The sequence below is a fragment of the Mesorhizobium sp. M0522 genome (assembly GCF_040321085.1).
Classification (GTDB): Bacteria; Pseudomonadota; Alphaproteobacteria; order Rhizobiales; family Rhizobiaceae; genus Mesorhizobium.
This window is the reverse complement of sequence record NZ_JAMYQW010000005.1, coordinates 140,849-158,285: the sequence shown is the minus strand read 5'-3', so window position 1 is coordinate 158,285 and position 17,437 is coordinate 140,849. Positions and strand designations below refer to the sequence as shown.

Sequence of the window (17,437 nt, the reverse complement as noted above, 5' to 3'; positions counted from 1 at the left end):
CTTTCAAGCAAAAGCCCGGCAGCGATGCCGGGCTTTTTTATGAATCAACAGCACCGGTTCGGAGCGTTTTCTAAACCTCTTTCTTCGTCGCCACCACGCGCAGCGACAATTCGCGAAGCTGCTGCGGGCTGGCTTCCGACGGCGCGTTCATCAACAGGTCGTAGGCCTGCTGGTTCATCGGGAACATGGTCACTTCGCGCAGGTTCCTGGCGCCGACCAGAAGCATGACGACACGGTCGATGCCGGCCGCCATGCCGCCATGCGGCGGCGCGCCATACTGGAAAGCACGGTAAAGGCCGCCGAATCGTTCCTCGACGGTTGCGCGGTCCAGTCCGACCGTCTCGAACGCCTTGACCATGGTTTCGGGCAGATGGTTGCGGATGCCGCCGGAGGCGATCTCGAAACCGTTACAGACCATGTCGTACTGGAACGCCTTGATGCCGAGCAGATCCTCGCCGTTAAGCGCATCGATGCCGCCTTGCGGCATCGAGAAAGGATTGTGCGCGAAATCGATCTTCTTCTCCTCCTCGTTCCATTCGAAGAACGGGAAGTCGACGATCCAGCACAATTCGAAGCGGTCGCGGTCGACAAGATTGAGCTCCTCGCCGGCGCGGGTGCGCGCCGCTCCCGCGAAGGAGACGAACTTCTTCGGATCGCCGGCGACGAAGAAGGCGGCATCGCCATCCGCAAGGCCGAGTTGTTGTCGGATCGCCTCGGTGCGCTCCTCGCCGATGTTCTTGGCCAGCGGCCCGGCGCCTTCAAGCTTCTCGCCCTCCTTGCGCCAGAAGATGTAGCCGAGGCCGGGCTGGCCCTCGCCTTGCGCCCATGAGTTCATGCGGTCGCAGAAGGCGCGCGACCCGCCGGTCTTGGCCGGAATGGCCCAGACCTCGGCCTTCGGATCGTTGGCAAGGATGTTGGCAAATACCTTGAAGCCGGAATCGCGAAAATGGTCGGAGACGGCCTGCATTTCGATCGGGTTGCGCAGGTCCGGCTTGTCGGTGCCGTATTTGCGCATGGCGACATCATAGGCGATGCGCGGAAACTTCTGCGTCACCGGCTTGCCGGCGGCAAAGGTCTCGAAAACGCCTCGCATTACCGGCTCCATGGTGCTGAACACGTCCTCCTGCTCGACGAAGCTCATCTCCACGTCGAGCTGGTAGAATTCACCCGGCAGACGGTCGGCGCGCGGATCCTCGTCGCGGAAGCACGGCGCAATCTGGAAGTAGCGGTCGAAGCCGGACACCATGATCAGCTGCTTGTACTGCTGCGGTGCCTGCGGCAGCGCGTAGAAAGTGCCGGGGTGGATGCGCGACGGCACCAGGAAGTCGCGCGCCCCTTCTGGCGACGAGGCGGTGAGGATCGGCGTCGAGAATTCGGTGAAGCCCACCTCGCCCATCAGCTTGCGCATCTCGGCGATGATTTTCGTGCGCGCGACGATGTTCTTGTGCAGCGTGTCGCGGCGCAGGTCGAGAAAACGGTATTTGAGGCGGATGTCCTCCGGATAATCCGGCTCGCCGAAGACCGGCAGCGGCAATTCCTTGGCCGCCGACAGCAACTCGATCTCGCGGGCGAAGATTTCGATCTCGCCGGTCGGCAAATTGGGATTCACGGTGTCGGCGAGGCGCGCCTTGACCTCGCCGTCGACGCGGACGACCCATTCGCCGCGCAGGGTCTCGGCGATCTTGAAGGCCGGCGAATCCGGGTCGGCAACGATCTGGGTCAGGCCGTAATGGTCGCGCAAATCGATGAACAGCAGGCCGCCATGGTCGCGCACGCGATGCACCCAACCCGACAGGCGAACGGCGGAGCCGACGTCGCTTTTCCTCAACTGGGCACAGGTGTGGCTGCGGTAACGATGCATTGTCATTCTTAAAGTCCGGATGTTGGGTTGCGGCCGAGGCATGATGGCCCAGCCTGAAAATTTGCGCGAAAAGCACATGAGAGGGTGCATTTGTCAAGGCAAGCGGCAGCCGGGTCGAGTTCGCGTTCTTCCCGCCCCTATCTCACCGGCATCAATTTGTGCTCGAGGCGTCAATCTGAGTTCGCTGCTCTGTGCCGGCAGTTCAACTATGCACTCATCCCTTGACCCCGCCCGCGGTGAGGCCGGAGATGATCTTGCGCTGGAAGATCAGGACAAGGATGACGAGCGGCACGGTGACGATAACCGATGCGGCCATGATGTTGCCCCAGGGGATCTCGAACTGCGAGCTGCCGGAGAGCAGGGCGATGGCGACCGGCACGGTTCGCTGCTCGTTGCTGGAGGTAAACGTCAGGGCGAAGAGGAACTCGTTCCAAGCACCGATGAAGGCGAGGAGCCCGGTGGTCGCCAGCGCCGGCCACATCAGCGGCAGGAAGACGCGGCTGATGATGATCCAGGGCGTGGCGCCATCGAGGATCGCCGCTTCCTCCAGTTCGATCGGCAGGTCGCGAACGAAGGCGGTGAGTACCCAGACGGTGAACGGCAAGGTGAAGATCATGTAGGACAAGATCAGCGCGAACGGCGAATTGTAGAGGCCGAAGGTGCGGATCAGCTCGAAAAGACCGGCAAGCACCGCCAATTGCGGGAACATCGAAACGGACAGGATAGTGAGGAGCAGAGCCGAGCGGCCGCGGAAGCGGATGCGCGCCAGCGCATAGGCAGCGGTGACGCCCAGGAACAGCGACATGACGACAACGGCGCTCGAGATGAACAGCGAGTTCACGAGGTTGCGCAGGAAGGTCCCCTCGGTGAACACGGTCCTGTAGTTGCTGAAGGTAATCGTCTTCGGCCAATAGTCGATCTGGAAGAGCGCCGTCCCCGATTTCAGGCTGGTGATGATGGCGTAGTAGAACGGGAACACCGCGACGACGACGATAACGGCGACGAGGAGGTAGAAAGCCGTGCGCTTGACGATCCACATGGTCAGTAGTCCCCCATGATCAATAGTCCTTGTCCAGTCTTATCCGGCCGAGCCAAAGAACGAGCATGGTCAGCAGAGCGAGGATAAGGAAGAGAAGCGTCGAGGCGGCGGAACCGGAAGCGAACTTGTCGAACTCAAACAGGCTCTCGCGGGCAAACACCGACATCGACTTGGTGTGTATGTTGTTTGGCGTAAGCACGTAGATCAGATCGAAGATGCGCAGGGCATCGAGACCGCGAAAGATCATGGCCACCATCAACGCCGGTCGAATGAGCGGCAAGGTGATCTTCCAGAAAATTCTCCACGCGCCGACGCCGTCGAGCTTGGCGACCTCGTAGATTTCTTGTGGAAGCATCTGGAGGCCGGCGAGAATGAGAAGCGCCATGAAGGGGGTGGCCTTCCAGATGTCGACAACAAGGACGGCGACCATCGCCGTGTCGGCGCTGGCCGTCCAAGCGATCTTGGTGCTGATCAGGCCGAGCTTGAGCAGGACGTCGTTGATGATGCCGAACTGGTCGTTGAGCATCCACTGCCACATTTTCGCCGAGACGATCGTCGGGATCGCCCAAGGGATGAGGATCGCGGCGCGCACGATGCCGCGGCCGCGAAACCTGGCGTTGAGCACCAGCGCGACGATCATGCCGAGCACCGTCTCGCAGGTCACCGAAATCACCGCGAAGCGCACCGTGTTCCAGACGGCGCGCCACCAGACCGGATCGGCGAGCAGCCCGTCATAGACGACGCGGCCGCTCGGCATTCGCAGGACGGAGAAATAGTTGGCGAAGCCAACCCAGCGGCGGGCTTCGAGGTCGGCGAGCGAGGCATCGGTGAAGCCGAAATAGATCGTGCGCATCAACGGCCAGCCGGCAACGGCGGCGAGCACGATGAGCATCGGAGCAAGCAGCAGCCATGCCGAGCGCACACGCTGACGCGCCAGCAGCGAGCCTGAGCGCGGCGAGGTCACCAGGCGGTGCCCTTGAGCCTGGTCAAGGAGAACTCCAGATCGGCAAGGTTGTCGGCGGCCGTGCCCTCGCCGGACATGGTGTTGTGGACGGCGGTCCAGAACTCGCTCGATGCCTCATTGTACCTGGTCTTGGCCTGGGCCGAGGGACGCGGCACCGCGTTGAGGACGACTTCCTTCCAGCGCGGAATGACCGGCTGCGCGCCGGCGATGTCGGCATCGTCATAGAGTGCCTGGATGGTCGGCAGATATGCCCCCTTCAAGGCGCGGTACTTCTGCATCTGAGGCGAGGCGATCCATTTGACCAGCTCGATCGCTGCATCCGGGTTCTTCGAATATTTGGAAACCGCGAGATTCCAGCCGCCAAGCGTTGCTGCCGGGCGCGCGCCCTCACCCGACCCCGGCGGCAGCGTGGTCACCTTGAACTTGCCTTTGATGGGGGAGCTTTCGCTGTTGCCAAGCGCGTAGGCGTAGGGCCAGTTGCGCATGAAGACGGCGTTGCCGGTCTGCCAGACGCCTCGCGACTCTTCTTCCTGGTAGGCCAGAACGCCGGGCGGCGAGATGGTTCCCACCCAGCTCCTCGCCATTTCCAGCGCCGCAGCTGCTTGCGGATTGTTGATGGAGATCGTGCCGTCCGGCTCGATAATCTGGCCGCCGCCGTTCGACTTCACCCATTCGAGTGCATCGCAGGTCAGCCCCTCATAGGCGTTGCCCTGGAAAACGAAACCCCACATGTCCTTGTTGCCGGCCGCGCGCTCCTTGTCCATGACAAGCTTGGCGGTATCGGCAAGTTCAGCCCAGCTGGCCGGGACCCTGGCGCCGTATTTGTCGAGGAGATCCTTGCGGTAGTAGAGCGCCGGAGCGTCGGTGAATATCGGCAAGGCGACGAGCTTGCCGTCCACGGTCTGCGATTTGATGATCGATGGGAAATGGGCGCCAACGACATCCTTGGTCGCTTCGGTCAGGTCGATGAACTGCCTTGCAAGCTGGGGGGCCCAGATGATGTCCGTTTGATAGACGTCGACGTCGCTGCTTCCGGCGGCAAGCCAGAGCCGGTATTGGCCAAACTGGTCCGTCGCCGAGGGAGGCAGCGGAACGACGCTAACCTTGTTGCCGGTCTTCTTCTCGTATTGATCGAGGATCTCGCGAAGGATTCTCTGGCCGTTGCCGGTATCGCCGGACACCATGGCGAGGTCGACAGCCCGCGCCGGCCCGGCCGCCAGAACTGCGGCCACGGCAAATGCCGCAAATGCGGAATGAAATTTCATGATGGCGGACCTCCCTTTAGAGCTTCAGGCCGGGCAGCAGAAACGACGTCGATGCCTGACACCGTCTCCGCACACCGGCAGCTCACAAGACGCGTATTCGCCCACCAGCACTGAACTACAAAGATACGCCTTGGTTCCCAACACGGAGGGTCCGGCGCCACGCGGCAGCCCCCGGCTGGCCCCAACGCCGCCGGGAATTGCCGCTGGCATTGGCGAAGGCGATGGTTCAAGAAGGGATCAACGACAGGCTTTCCTTCATGTCTTCCATCCGCCCGCTGATCCCCCTCCTGATCGCCGCCGGCATCCTGCTCGGCGGCAACGGCCTGCAGAGCACGTTGATTGCGCTGCGTGGTGCGCAGGAAGGTTTTCCCGCTTCCTCGATCGGCCTGATGGGCACGTTCTATTTCGCCGGCTTCCTGCTCGGCTGCCTTGCCGTCACCCGCATCATGAAGTCCGTCGGCCATGTGCGCGCCTTTTCGGCACTCGCGGCGATCGCCTCGGCGGGAACGCTGCTTCTGGTGCTGGTCATCGATCCGGTGATGTGGTGCGCCGTGCGCTTTGCCGGCGGGTTCTGCTTTGCCGGCCTGTTCACCATCATGGAAGCCTGGCTGAATTCCGGCGTCACCAACACCGACCGGGCGCGGGTGCTTGCCATCTACCGGATGGTCGACATCGGCTCGGTGACGGGCGCCCAGTTCCTGATCCCGATCTTTGGCGCCGGCGGCTTTGCCATCTTCGCCATCATGTCGATGATGATCACCGTTTCGCTGGTGCCGGTTTCGCTTGGCGACCGCTCCAATCCGACGCCGCCGGAAGACGTCAAGCTCGATTTGGCGCGCGTCTGGCGGATCTCGCCGCTCGGCTGCTTCGGCTGTATCGCCGTCGGCGTCACAAACAGCGCCTTCCGCACCCTGTCGCCGGTCTATGCCGAGCAGATCGGCATGTCGGTCGCCGACGTCGTCACCTTCGTCAGCGTCGGCATTTTCGGCGGCGCCATCATCCAATACCCGCTTGGCTATCTCTCCGACCGCTGGGACCGGCGCTCGGTGCTGCTGATGACGACGTGCTGTGCGATGGTGGCGGCACTGGCGCTGGCATTCGTGGCAGGCGGCAGCCCGTTTCTCAACTTCCTGCTCGTCTTCATCTTCGGCTGCTTCGCCATGCCGCTCTATTCGTTGTCAGCGGCGCATTCCAACGACCGCGCCGACAAGGGCGAGTTCGTGCTGATCAACGCTGCCTTGATGCTGTTTTATTCCTTCGGCGCCATCGGCGGGCCGTTCGCAGCCTCGACGGTGATGCAATTTTTCGGGCCGAGCGCGCTGTTCGTGTTCAGCGCCACCGTCTATGCGATCTTCGTGGCCGTCATCCTTTACCGGATGCAGGCGCGCTCCGCCGTGCCGGCCACCCATCGCAGCCGTTTTACGGCGCTGTTGCGCACTTCGACGGTTTTTGCCCGGTTGGCGAAGCGGAATGCCGATCCCGATGAACCCGCAAAGCCTGGATAGAGGTGCTTGCGCTTGACGAAAGCGCGCGCGGCTGAAATTGAAAGAGACCCTATCCCTTGCCAAAAGCGATTTGATGCACGTCATCACCACCCAGAAAGAACTCGAGACCGCTATTGCCGCTTTCGAAAAGGCGGAATTCGTCACCGTCGATACCGAATTCATTCGCGAAACGACCTTCTGGCCGATCCTGTGCCTGATCCAGATGGCGGCGCCCGGGGTGACCGCGCTGATCGATCCGCTGTCGCCCGACATCGACCTGAAACCGTTCTTCAGGCTGATGGCCAACGAGGCGATTGTCAAAGTCTTCCATGCGGCGCGCCAGGACATCGAAATCATCGTGCATCTCGGCGATCTGGTGCCGCATCCGGTGTTCGACACCCAGGTCGCGGCAATGGTCTGCGGCTTCGGCGACAGCGTCTCCTACGACCAGCTGGTGCAGCGCATCACCGGAGCGCGGCTCGACAAGTCCTCGCGCTTCACCGACTGGCGCCACCGTCCGCTGTCCGAAAAGCAGCTCGACTACGCGCTCGCCGACGTCACCCACCTGATCGAGGTCTACAAGCATCTCAGCGCCGAGTTGGTGCGGGAAAACCGCGCCCACTGGCTGAACGAGGAGATGGACGTGCTGACCTCGCGCGAGACCTACGATCCGCATCCCGAGGATGCCTGGAAGCGGCTCAAAATGCGGCTGCGCAAGCCGCAGGAACTGGCGATCGTGCAGGCGGTGGCCGCCTGGCGCGAACGCGAAGCGCGCGAGCGCGACGTGCCGCGCGGCCGGGTGCTCAAGGACGATGCGATCTACGAAGTGGCACAGCAGGCGCCGCGCGACGCTGCGGCGCTGAGCAAGCTGCGTACCACGCCGAAGGGCTGGGAGCGCTCGTCGACGGCGACGGCACTGCTTGGCGCGGTAAACGCTGCCCTTGCCCTGCCCAGGGAAGAGATGCCGAAGCTGCCGAAGAGCTTCCAGCCGCCGGAGGGGTCGAGCGCCGCGGCGGAGTTGCTGAAGGTGCTGCTGCGGATCGTTGCCGAAAAGGAGGGCGTCGCATCCAAGGTACTCGCCTCCAGTGACGACATCGACCGCATCGCTGCCGAGGGCGAGGAAGCCGACGTGCCGGCATTGCAAGGCTGGCGGCGCGCCGTCTTCGGCGAGGCCGCGCTCAAGCTGGTGCGCGGTGAACTCGCCATCAGGTTCGACAAGCGCAAGATCGCTGTGTTCGATTTGTAGCCTTGATCTGCTCAGACCAAGCCGAGCAGATGCAGCGCTAGCCATATCCAGCCAAGTGCAAGAACTACCGCGCCCAGGTAGAATGCCCTGCTGCGCAGGATTAGCCGATTCCTGGTCAAGTGGACCGACGCGTGAAGATAGCGGGAGACGACAAAGATCCACATCAGAGCCAAGGTCAGATAATTGACGCCATTGGTCACGTGCAGCGTCAAGCATAAGACGTAGAAAAGCACCTGCAGTTCGAACTGGTTGCTCAGATTGTCGGCGACGGTGATACTGGACCCAGGCTCCGTCGAGCGCGTCTTGAACTGGCCGGTCTTGGCTTCGCCCGACCTGACCGCACCATAGCGGCGCCGGCCCATTACGATATAGACGATATAGACCAGCAGCACCTGCGCCAGCATCGGCCAGAAGATCGCGGTCTGGTTCAAGACGCCCCCTGTCGTTGTCACCCAGCCTTCAAGGCCGTTTCTGAGCCATCAGAGTGAAAGCCGCAATGACAGTCACTGGTATCGCCAGTAGGGCGAATTTGGTGACGATCAGCGCCGAGGCGAACGATAGTGAATCCGGATTGGCCGACAGAAAATCGGACAAAAGACGAGCCACGGCGATATTCTGGGCATAGTCGGTAAGCAGGTAAGGCAGCACCAGCACAACCGCGAATATCGACTGGGTTTGCGCAGGCAGTGCACGGAAATTCTTCAGCCGCCGGCCGGTGGCCAGGATCAGGCTGACCATCGTCAGCGATAGCAGCGCCGGAAAAAGCAGGTCGAAGGTCAGGTAATGCCAGACGAGAATAATTTCGCTGCCGCGCCGGCCGAGGGCTGTTAGCCAGGCCATGCCCTCATCCGGGGTGAAACCGGTATAGCGCATGTCGAGCGACGGCAGACCGCCGCTCAATTGGCGAAAATAGAGGAACTCCATCACCGTCATGATGATGAAAACCGCCACGGTGGCGACACAGAGTGCGGCCGCGTGGCGCGACAGCCGCAGGATCATTGCCGCCAGATTGCGCCAAGACGCATGACGGTCAGGCTCCGCCAGGATAATTCGGGCTTTCGCGGGTAATCGTGACGTCATGGGCGTGGCTTTCACGAAGTCCGGCATTGGATATCCGCACAAAAGTGGCGCGCTCGCGGAAATCGGCAAGGTCGCGGCCACCGACATAACCCATAGCGGCTTTCAGGCCGCCTGCAAGCTGGTGCAGCACGCCAGACACAGGTCCTTTGTACGGCACCTGCCCTTCGATGCCTTCCGGGACCAGTTTCAGCGTGTCGCGCACCTCGGCCTGGAAGTAACGATCGGCGGAGCCGCGTGCCATGGCGCCGACCGAGCCCATGCCGCGATAGGCTTTGAAGGAGCGGCCCTGGTGCAGATAGACCTCGCCCGGGCTCTCGTCCGTGCCGGCCAGCAGCGAGCCGATCATCGCAGCACTTGCGCCGGCGGCCAGTGCCTTGGCGAGATCGCCCGAATATTTGATACCGCCATCGGCAATGACCGAAACGCCGGATTTCTGCGCCGTCTCGACCGCCGACATGATCGCCGAGAGCTGCGGCACGCCGACGCCGGCGACGATGCGGGTAGTGCAGATGGAGCCTGGTCCGATGCCGACCTTGACCGCGTCGGCGCCGGCATCGATCAGCGCCAAGGTGCCTTCCGCGGTGGCGACGTTGCCGGCCAGGATGCGAACCGAGTTGGACAGCTTCTTGGCCCGCGTCACCGCATCCAGAACGCGCTGCGAATGACCGTGCGCGGTGTCGATCACCAGAAGGTCGACACCGGCGTCGATGAGGCGCTCGGCCCGTTCGAAACCGTCATCGCCGACGCTGGTGGCGGCGGCGGCGCGCAAGCGCCCCTGAGCATCCTTGGTGGCGTGCGGGTTGAGCTGCGACTTCTCGATGTCCTTGACCGTGATCAGCCCGACGCAATTGCCGTCCCGATCGACCACAACAAGCTTCTCGATGCGGTGCTGATGGAGCAGCCGCTTGGCCTCGTCCTGATCGACGTTCTCCTTGACCGTGATCAGGTTCTCGCGGGTCATCAGCTCATAGACCTTTTGCGCCGGATCGGACGCGAAGCGGACGTCGCGGTTGGTCAGGATGCCGACGAGCCGGCCGACCGTGTGGCCGCCGGTGCCGCCGTTCTCGACCACCGGAATGCCCGAAATGCTGTAGGTGCGCATCAGACCCAGCGCATCGGCAAGCGTCGCCTCGGGGCCGATGGTGACCGGGTTGACCACCATGCCGGACTCGAACTTCTTCACCTGCCGCACCTGCTCGGCCTGTTCGGCCGGCGAGAAATTGCGGTGGATGACGCCAATGCCGCCGGCCTGGGCCATGGCGATGGCGAGCCGCGCCTCGGTAACCGTGTCCATGGCGGCCGACAGGATCGGCACGTTGAGGTCGATGTCGCCGGCGATGCGGGTGCGGATGTCGGTCTCGCCGGGCATGACCTCCGAATGACCCGGCTGCAGCAGCACGTCGTCAAAGGTCAGCGCCAATGCGCCGGTGGACGTCTCGATGATTTTTGCCATGGCCAGCCCTCGGAATGCAGGAAAGGCGCTCGCCCTGATGGACAGCGCCGACTCGTCTTCTTCCCTTTCAGGATTGGCGCTGGCTCGTAACACGTCCCGTGGCCGTTGAAAAGCCGATGGTTGTGTAGTGGCGAAGCTGCATTTTGCCCCAGGGGCTGCGAGACTTGCGGTCGCACAAACGTGACAGCAAATTAATGCGACATCCGGGCCAAGCCATGATAACCGCCCTACCTGTCGGTTGGCCCCCAAGGCCGGCAAGCAATCGCGACGCACATTTCAAGGCCGGATCCATCGTGAACCGCACCATTCCGCTTATCCTGGCGGTCGCTCTATTCATGGAAAACATGGATTCGACCGTCATTGCGACATCGTTGCCGGCGATCGCCATCGACATCCACACCAGCCCGATCGCGCTCAAGCTGGCGCTGACCGCCTACCTGGTATCGCTGGCGATCTTCATTCCGATAAGCGGCTGGATGGCCGACCGCTTCGGCGCCAAGAATGTCTTCCGCGCCGCGATCGCCGTGTTCATCGTCGGTTCGGTCGCTTGCGCGATGTCCAATTCGTTGCCGGCTTTCGTGGTGTCACGCTTCCTGCAAGGCATTGGCGGCGCCATGATGACACCGGTCGGACGCCTGGTACTGGTACGCGCGACGCCGAAAAGCGAACTCGTCGCCGCCATGTCGTGGCTGACTGTCCCGGCTCTGGTCGGCCCCCTGGTCGGCCCGCCGGTCGGCGGCTTCATCACGACCTATTTCTCCTGGCACTGGATTTTTCTGATCAATGTGCCGATCGGGCTGATCGGCATCTGGCTGGCCACGCGTTTCCTGCCGAAGACCGACGCCGCGCAGACGCCGCCGCTCGATCTCATCGGTTTCGTGCTGAGCGGGCTGGCGGCATCGGGCATCGTGTTCGGCCTGTCGGTGGTCAGCCTGCCGGCTCTGCCGCCAGTTGCCGGCTTTATCACCGTTGCCGTCGGGCTGGCATCGGCGGTGCTTTACCTGCTGCACGCGCGCCGCGCCAAGAATCCGCTGCTGGCGCTCGAGCTGTTTCGCAATCGGGTGTTCCGCTCGTCGGTGCTCGGCGGCGGATTGTTCCGCATCGGCATTGGTGCCGTACCTTTCCTGTTGCCGCTGATGTTCCAGATCGGTTTCGGGCTGACGCCGTTCCAGTCCGGCATGATCACCTTCGTCTCGGCAATCGGCGCCATAGGCATGAAATTCGTCACCGCCCTGATCTTCAGGGTCGCCGGCTTCCGCCGGGTGCTGATTTCAGGCTCGCTCATCGCTGCCACGTCCATCGCCATCAACGGCCTGTTCACACCCGACACGCCATATGGGCTGATCCTCGCCATGCTGCTCGCCGGGGGCTTTATCCGCTCGATGTTCTTCACCGGCATCAATGCGCTTGCCTACGCCGAGATTTCGGCCGCCGACACCAGCAAGGCGACGCCGATCACCGCGGTGTTCCAGCAGTTGGCGATCGCGCTCGGTGTGGCGCTGGCCGGCGGCATCCTGGAAGTGTCGACCAAGATCCATGGCGGCCCGCTGACGCTGAGCGACTTCCACACCGCCTTCTTCATCGTGGCGGCGGTGTCGGCGGCAGCCTCGCTGTCGTTCATGCGGCTGGCGCCGGACGCCGGCAATGCCGTGTCGGGACATGGCCGGCTGACACCGCCGAAAACGCTGGAGCCGGTGAGCCCTCCGGGGAGTTGAGGAGTGGCGCCCTCCAGCGCCGGCGGAACGGCACCCCCCTCTGGCCTGCCGGCCATCCCCCCTCAAGGAGGGAGATTGGCAGCTTCGGCACTGCACTCACTCTTCACGGTCGAAGGTTTGCGAAGGTCGCGATGACATCCGATCTCCCCCCTTGAGGGGGAGATGTCCGGCAGGACAGAGGGGGGTGCGAAGGATCGCTACAGAGCGATTTTTACGCTGTGCCGTTTCCGCCCTTGAAATCCTTCGCCAGCAAATACAGCTCCACCGATTCGTCGCGCGAGGCCGGCGGCTTGACGTGATGGACCGAGCGGAAATTCCGTTTCAGCCTGGCCAGCAATTCGTTCTCGGCGCCGCCCTGAAACGTCTTGGCGAGGAAATGTCCGCCCGGCTTCAATACCGACAGCGCGAAATCGGCCGCCACCTCGCAAAGATGCATGGTGCGAATGTGGTCGGTCCGTTTGTGGCCGGTGGTCGGTGCGGCCATGTCGGAGAGCACGATGTCGGGCTGGCCGCCCAGCGTCTCGGCCAGCTTTTCGGGTGCCTGCGGATCGAGGAAATCCATCAGCAGCACCGGCGCGCCCGGCACCGCGTCCATCTCGAGGTAATCGATGCCGACGACGTTCGGGTGTTCCGCGGTAGACTTCGTACGCGCGGCGGCGACCTGGCACCAGCCGCCGGGTGCCGCACCAAGGTCTATCACCTTCATGCCTGGCTTGAGCAGATGGTGCTTGTCGTCGATCTCGATCAGCTTGTAGGCGGCGCGCGAACGATAGCCGTCGGCCTTCGAACGCTGGACATAGGGATCGTTGATATGGCGCTGCAGCCAGCGGCGCGACGATTCCTTCAGGCCGCTTTTCTTCTTGATCTTCGTCTTCAGCACGCGAATGCCGGCAGAGCTCGGTCGTTCCGGTTTCTTGGTCATTGCCGGCCTCGCCGCCAGACGCCGTCATCGGCCATCAATTCGCTCAATATGCCCTCGCGCAGGCCGCGGTCGGCGACACGCAGCCGCTCCGACGGCCAGACGGCACGGATCGCCTCCAGTATGGCGCAGCCGGCCAGAACCAGGTCGGCGCGGTCGGCGCCGATGCAAGGGTTGGCGACGCGCTGCTGGAAATCCCAGCCGACCAGTTTTTCGACCATGCGGTCGACGCTGTCGCGATCCATCCACAGCCCGTCGACGCGGCGGCGGTCATAGCGTTCGAGGTCGAGATGAACGCCGGCCAGTGTCGTCACAGTGCCCGATGTGCCGAGCAAATGGAATTTCGGGCTGGCCAGGAGGTGGCTCAGCCGGTCACGCCCGTCGAAGGCGCGCAGCCGCATTGCGACATCCTCGACCATGGCGCCAAAGATCTCGCGTGTCACCGTGCGGCCGCCAAAACGCTCGGCCAGCGAGACGACGCCGACCGGCAGCGACGTCCACGAGACGATGTGGTTGGCGAGCCTTGGCGAGCGGTGGCCGGTGAGGTCGATCAGCGCGATTTCGGACGAGCCGCCGCCGATGTCGAACAGCACGACGCCTTGCGTGTCGCTCTCGACCAGCGAACCGCAGCCCGACACCGCCAGCCGAGCCTCGGTCTGGCGGTCGATGATCTCGAGCTTCAGGCCGGCCTCGCGCTCGACGCGCTCGAGGAACTCGACGCCGTTGGCGGCGGTTCGGCAGGCCTCGGTGGCGATCAGCCTGGCCTTCCTGACCTTGCGGTTGCGCAATTTGTCACCGCAGATCTTCAGCGCCTCGACCGCGCGGTCCATTGCGGCGTCGCCAAGCCGGCCATTGGCGGTAAGGCCCTCGCCCAGCCTGACGATGCGCGAGAACGCATCGATGACGCGGAACTGGCCATGACGCGTCGGCACCGCGACCAGCAGACGGCAATTGTTGGTGCCGAGGTCGAGCGCGGCAAAGACCGGTAATTCCTGCAGCAGCGGCGGTGTGCGGGCACCTTGCCCCGGCCTTGGCGAGGCTGGAGGCAATTGCGCGATCGAAGCCGATTGCGCGATCGAGGACTGGGGCGCGATCGAAGCCGCTGGCTGGGGCGGGCGAGCGGCCGGGGCCTCGCCGGCGGCGGGCAGCGAAGTGCCTGTTATCACCGGACGAGCCTCGTCGCGTGCGAAAACCTTGCGCCCGCGCCGCCGCTTGCGCCGCTTCTTGGGTTTGCCGTTCTGATGCGAGCCGTTCTGGCCCTTGTGGTCGTGGGACGTGTCGCCAGCCTGTGCGTTACCCGACCGGGGTTGCACCTGACGGCCGTAGCGTCCGGCGGATGGGGTTGCCTGGCCGGACGGCGTCGGCGAACCCCTGGACACGCCCACTTCCAGCGCGCCAGCGCCGGCTTCGTGGTCTTCCACTGTCGTTCCTTCCGGCGCCGCGCGAACCGGAGACCGGACGCAGCAGGCGCTTTTACATGTTCAAGTTGCCGCCAGACTATCAGCGCACGGCCGGATCACCAAGAGTGCTCGCGGCGAATTTTGCCGGCGGCGTGAAGGCGGCGACGTCGGTGAGCCCTTGTCCCCTTGGGAGAAGGGAAGGCGCGAGCGCCACAACGCGCCTTCCCGGTTGAATAGCCGGCTTCAATGAGGCATTTCTGAAATGGAGGGTAAATCATTCGGCAACGCGGGCGGTTTGCCTGCTGCGAACCGGAAAACGGTACGGGCTGCAACGCATGATCGTCATGCCATGAACTGGAGGCGGTATTTCTGGCCCGTCGTCGGCATCGCCGCGGTGGTGTTCTCGCTGTGGCTGCTGCTGCACGAATTGCGCGGCATCTCGCTCGACGATGTCTGGGCCGGCATTGTCGCCATTCCGGCGCGCGGCTGGGTGCTGGCGGCGCTGAGTTCGGTCATCGCCTATGCCTCGCTCGCCGGTTACGACCACATCGCGCTGCTGCACATCGGCAAGAAAGTATCGTGGCTGTTCGTCACCTTCTGCTCGTTCACCACCTATGCGCTGTCGCACAATATCGGCGGCTCGGTGTTTTCTGGTGCGGTGATCCGCTACCGCGCCTACGGCACCAAAGGCCTGACCGGCCAGGATGTCGGCATTCTGGTGGCGATCTGCTGGATCACCTTCGTGCTGTCGACGCTGTTCGTCTCCGGCATCGTGCTGCTGCTCGAGCCCGAGGTGATCGACCGGTTTTCCGGCATACCGCATCATCGGCTGTCGCAAGCAGCAGGGCTCGCCATGCTGCTCGTGGTGGCGGCCTATGTCTTCGGCAGCTGGCTGCATCTGAGGCCGCTGAGGATCGGCAGCTTTCAGCTGCATTATCCGGCGCTGCCGATCGTGGCGCGGCAACTGCTGGTCGGCCCGATCGAGCTCCTGGCGGCGGCGGCGATCATCTTCTTTGCCCTGCCCGCCACCGGCAATCCCGGCTATTTCATCGTGCTCGGCGTGTTCCTGGTGTCGTTCTCGATCGCGCAGATCTCGCATGCGCCGGGCGGGCTCGGCGTATTCGAGGTGGTGTTCCTCGCCGGCTTGTCGCACATGGACCAGGTCGGCGTACTGGCGGCGCTGCTGGTGTTCCGGCTGTTCTACCTGATCATCCCGCTGCTGATCGCACTCGGCGTGGTGCTGTTCTTCGAGCACTCGCAATATAGCCGCAGCGAGAGTTGAAGCGCCGGAAGCCGACGATTGAACCCCAACACAGGGTTGACTATTTTCCGGCGGCGGCTACAAGGGCCGCGCGGCTGCCTGGCGGCCCACCCTGCGCGACAAGCGCCTGCTGGGGAATAGGTTAACGGTAGACCCACGGACTCTGACTCCGTTAGTCCTGGTTCGAATCCAGGTTCCCCAGCCAGTTGATTCTCTTTCAATAACGTAGACACGATTTTGCCCGACACTTGTGTAGGGCGATGCTTGCGTCTGCGGTGATCTTGCGCGATGCTTCCCTTTGCCTGGGGAGGGCTGGGGATGAAATATAGAAAGTTGGCCGTTTTTGCGGCCGCATTTGCCCTTGCCGGCTGTCAATATAAAGCCGAGCCAATGCCAATCGCCGCTTATAACGTTTATTCGAGCTACGGCGAAAAGCTCCCTGGAAAATATCTGCTGTTTATAGACTCCACCGCGCTAAATAGATCGATCAAGCCTTCGGATCTAAATTGCGCCGCTCACAGTTACCCGATCGATATGCGAAGCGGTTTCTCCGGATCTGTCCGCAAGACGCTGGAATCCCTCGTCACAGAACTCGAGATCGTGGATCAGCCAGTCGATGCCGCTGGCCTCGCGGAGCGTAAGAGCCGTGGGATGATTATGGTCAAAGGCGAAGAGATGAATGCCCGACTGCGGGTTGTACCAGGTTTTTGGTCTGCCGGCATAGAAACCGATGTTGACTTGGTTGCCTCGATAACTGTTGACGGTCGAAAAGGTCGATTGCTCGGTTCAACTGTGGAAGGTCAGGGAAATGCACAAGGCGATGCAGGTGTCCTCTGCGAGGGCGGCGCTAAATCGCTAACCGATTCCGCGGAAAAGGCACTGAAACAAGCGGTGGGCCGCCTCGGCGAAGCCCTGACCAATTCGGAACGGGTTCGTAACGGCGTTTGAAGGAAAATAGATTCGCTCGCTTGCATCTGTTCCCCGGAATAGCGCTGATCAACGAACCCTTGCCAGCGTTCCCGGTCTGCCGCATCCCCGGCACTGTACGGGCGAGCCAAAGTGTTTTCACGTCCGAAGACTATAAGTTCCGCAAGAACTGCTCATCGAGTATTGCCGCGTCGCCGATGTCGCGGGTTTCGATGCACCTGTGGGCCGAGAGCATCGCCGGGCAAATCGGCAAAGCCGCGAAACCCGGAAAACGAGGCAGGCGAAAAGAAATTAGTGCGCCGTCACCGTAATTCCTAAAACCTCTCCGGCAACCTTCTACTCCCCGACAATGGACGTCGGCGGGCGTGCCGAGGTTATCGGATCGGCATGACGAAGGACGATCCTCCACGCGCCTTCCTCGCGCCGGAATATGGTGGTGACTCGAAGCGCAATCGGCACCAGTTTGTTGCCACCACCGACCTTGGATTGGAACCGCTCGACCTCGATGATGTATCCCAAGTCGGCTGTCGCATACTCCGAGATGCGCTCAAAGCCGATGGCCTTGCCGTGCCGGTAATTGGTGGCGGCCCGTTCCATGGTCTCAGCGGCCTTTCTCCATCCCTTCGCCGGCGGGCCAAAGGGATTGGCGATAATGACGTCGTCCTGTCGCGAGTAGAGGTTTTTCAAGGGCTCAGGATCGCCCTTTACGAAGGCGTCCAGAGCCAGATGATCCTGCTCGATAAATTTCGTCAGGTCGGAGGCTAACATCTTAATATCGCCACATGACTAAAAAGAGAACTCTATCAAGCACTTCATCCGCCCT

General features: G+C 62.7%; 15 protein-coding genes and 1 tRNA gene. 6 read left to right on the top strand and 10 right to left on the bottom strand.

Features of this window, described 5'->3' with window-relative positions:
- Positions 1 to 70: 70 nt before the first annotated feature.
- The 4 genes from aspS to NKI58_RS09045 all read right to left on the bottom strand — a co-directional run bounded on the left by aspS (position 71) and on the right by NKI58_RS09045 (position 5,129).
- Positions 71 to 1,861 carry an aspartate--tRNA ligase gene (gene aspS, locus NKI58_RS09060; RefSeq protein WP_352786451.1) on the bottom strand — a complete coding sequence of 597 codons (1,791 nt, stop codon included), beginning with the start codon at positions 1,859 to 1,861 and terminating at the stop codon, positions 71 to 73.
- Between the two features lie 214 nt (positions 1,862 to 2,075).
- Entirely contained in the window at positions 2,076 to 2,900 is an 825-nt protein-coding gene (locus NKI58_RS09055; RefSeq protein WP_352786377.1) for a carbohydrate ABC transporter permease, read from the bottom strand.
- 19 nt (positions 2,901 to 2,919) lie between these two features.
- Positions 2,920 to 3,792 carry a carbohydrate ABC transporter permease gene (locus tag NKI58_RS09050; RefSeq protein WP_352786450.1) on the bottom strand — a complete coding sequence of 291 codons (873 nt, stop codon included), beginning with the start codon at positions 3,790 to 3,792 and terminating at the stop codon, positions 2,920 to 2,922.
- Positions 3,793 to 3,860: 68 nt separating this feature from the next.
- The gene (locus NKI58_RS09045) at positions 3,861 to 5,129 is read right to left on the bottom strand and encodes an ABC transporter substrate-binding protein (RefSeq protein ID WP_352458565.1); all 1,269 of its coding nucleotides are present in this window, start codon (positions 5,127 to 5,129) and stop codon (positions 3,861 to 3,863) included.
- A 257-nt stretch (positions 5,130 to 5,386) separates the two neighbouring features.
- Between NKI58_RS09045 and NKI58_RS09040 the strand changes: the two genes are divergently transcribed.
- Positions 5,387 to 6,634, top strand: coding sequence for an MFS transporter (locus tag NKI58_RS09040; protein WP_023674455.1), 1,248 nt, complete (start codon positions 5,387 to 5,389; stop codon positions 6,632 to 6,634).
- Positions 6,635 to 6,707: 73 nt separating this feature from the next.
- Entirely contained in the window at positions 6,708 to 7,859 is a 1,152-nt protein-coding gene (gene rnd, locus NKI58_RS09035) for a ribonuclease D (RefSeq protein ID WP_023674454.1), read from the top strand.
- A gap of 11 nt (positions 7,860 to 7,870) precedes the next feature.
- Here rnd and NKI58_RS09030 read toward each other — a convergent pair whose 3' ends face one another.
- Genes NKI58_RS09030 through guaB form a run of 3 tightly spaced genes read right to left on the bottom strand, consistent with a single transcriptional unit; the run spans position 7,871 to position 10,392 of the window.
- A complete protein-coding gene (locus NKI58_RS09030; RefSeq protein ID WP_352786375.1) occupies positions 7,871 to 8,290 on the bottom strand; it encodes an MAPEG family protein in 420 nt (139 codons plus the stop codon).
- A gap of 28 nt (positions 8,291 to 8,318) precedes the next feature.
- Positions 8,319 to 8,858: a hypothetical protein gene (locus tag NKI58_RS09025; RefSeq protein ID WP_352786449.1), complete on the bottom strand. Its 540-nt coding sequence runs from the start codon at positions 8,856 to 8,858 to the stop codon at positions 8,319 to 8,321.
- A gap of 31 nt (positions 8,859 to 8,889) precedes the next feature.
- Complete coding sequence (guaB, locus tag NKI58_RS09020) at positions 8,890 to 10,392, bottom strand: IMP dehydrogenase (RefSeq protein ID WP_352458563.1); 1,503 nt, start codon at positions 10,390 to 10,392, stop codon at positions 8,890 to 8,892.
- 293 nt (positions 10,393 to 10,685) lie between these two features.
- On the opposite strand from guaB, the gene NKI58_RS09015 reads away from it, so the two are divergent.
- Positions 10,686 to 12,107, top strand: coding sequence for an MFS transporter (locus NKI58_RS09015; protein ID WP_352786373.1), 1,422 nt, complete (start codon positions 10,686 to 10,688; stop codon positions 12,105 to 12,107).
- Between the two features lie 211 nt (positions 12,108 to 12,318).
- Here NKI58_RS09015 and NKI58_RS09010 read toward each other — a convergent pair whose 3' ends face one another.
- Both NKI58_RS09010 and NKI58_RS09005 read right to left on the bottom strand, forming a co-directional pair.
- Entirely contained in the window at positions 12,319 to 13,029 is a 711-nt protein-coding gene (locus tag NKI58_RS09010; protein WP_254817516.1) for an RlmE family RNA methyltransferase, read from the bottom strand.
- Positions 13,026 to 14,447 carry a Ppx/GppA phosphatase family protein gene (locus NKI58_RS09005; protein WP_352826945.1) on the bottom strand — a complete coding sequence of 474 codons (1,422 nt, stop codon included), beginning with the start codon at positions 14,445 to 14,447 and terminating at the stop codon, positions 13,026 to 13,028. Before NKI58_RS09005 ends, NKI58_RS09010 begins: the two co-directional genes overlap by 4 nt.
- 328 nt (positions 14,448 to 14,775) lie before the next feature.
- Here NKI58_RS09005 and NKI58_RS09000 point away from each other — a divergent pair, with 328 nt between their 5' ends.
- The 3 genes from NKI58_RS09000 to NKI58_RS08990 all read left to right on the top strand — a co-directional run bounded on the left by NKI58_RS09000 (position 14,776) and on the right by NKI58_RS08990 (position 16,635).
- On the top strand, positions 14,776 to 15,708 hold the full coding sequence (locus tag NKI58_RS09000; protein ID WP_352786369.1) for a lysylphosphatidylglycerol synthase domain-containing protein: 933 nt from the start codon (positions 14,776 to 14,778) through the stop codon (positions 15,706 to 15,708).
- 110 nt (positions 15,709 to 15,818) lie between these two features.
- Positions 15,819 to 15,892 (top strand) — tRNA-Gln (locus tag NKI58_RS08995).
- Positions 15,893 to 16,005: 113 nt separating this feature from the next.
- Positions 16,006 to 16,635, top strand: coding sequence for a hypothetical protein (locus NKI58_RS08990; RefSeq protein WP_352587843.1), 630 nt, complete (start codon positions 16,006 to 16,008; stop codon positions 16,633 to 16,635).
- Between the two features lie 315 nt (positions 16,636 to 16,950).
- On the opposite strand, the gene NKI58_RS08985 is transcribed toward NKI58_RS08990, so the two are convergent.
- Complete coding sequence (locus NKI58_RS08985; protein WP_023674442.1) at positions 16,951 to 17,382, bottom strand: YybH family protein; 432 nt, start codon at positions 17,380 to 17,382, stop codon at positions 16,951 to 16,953.
- Positions 17,383 to 17,437: the final 55 nt, after the last annotated feature.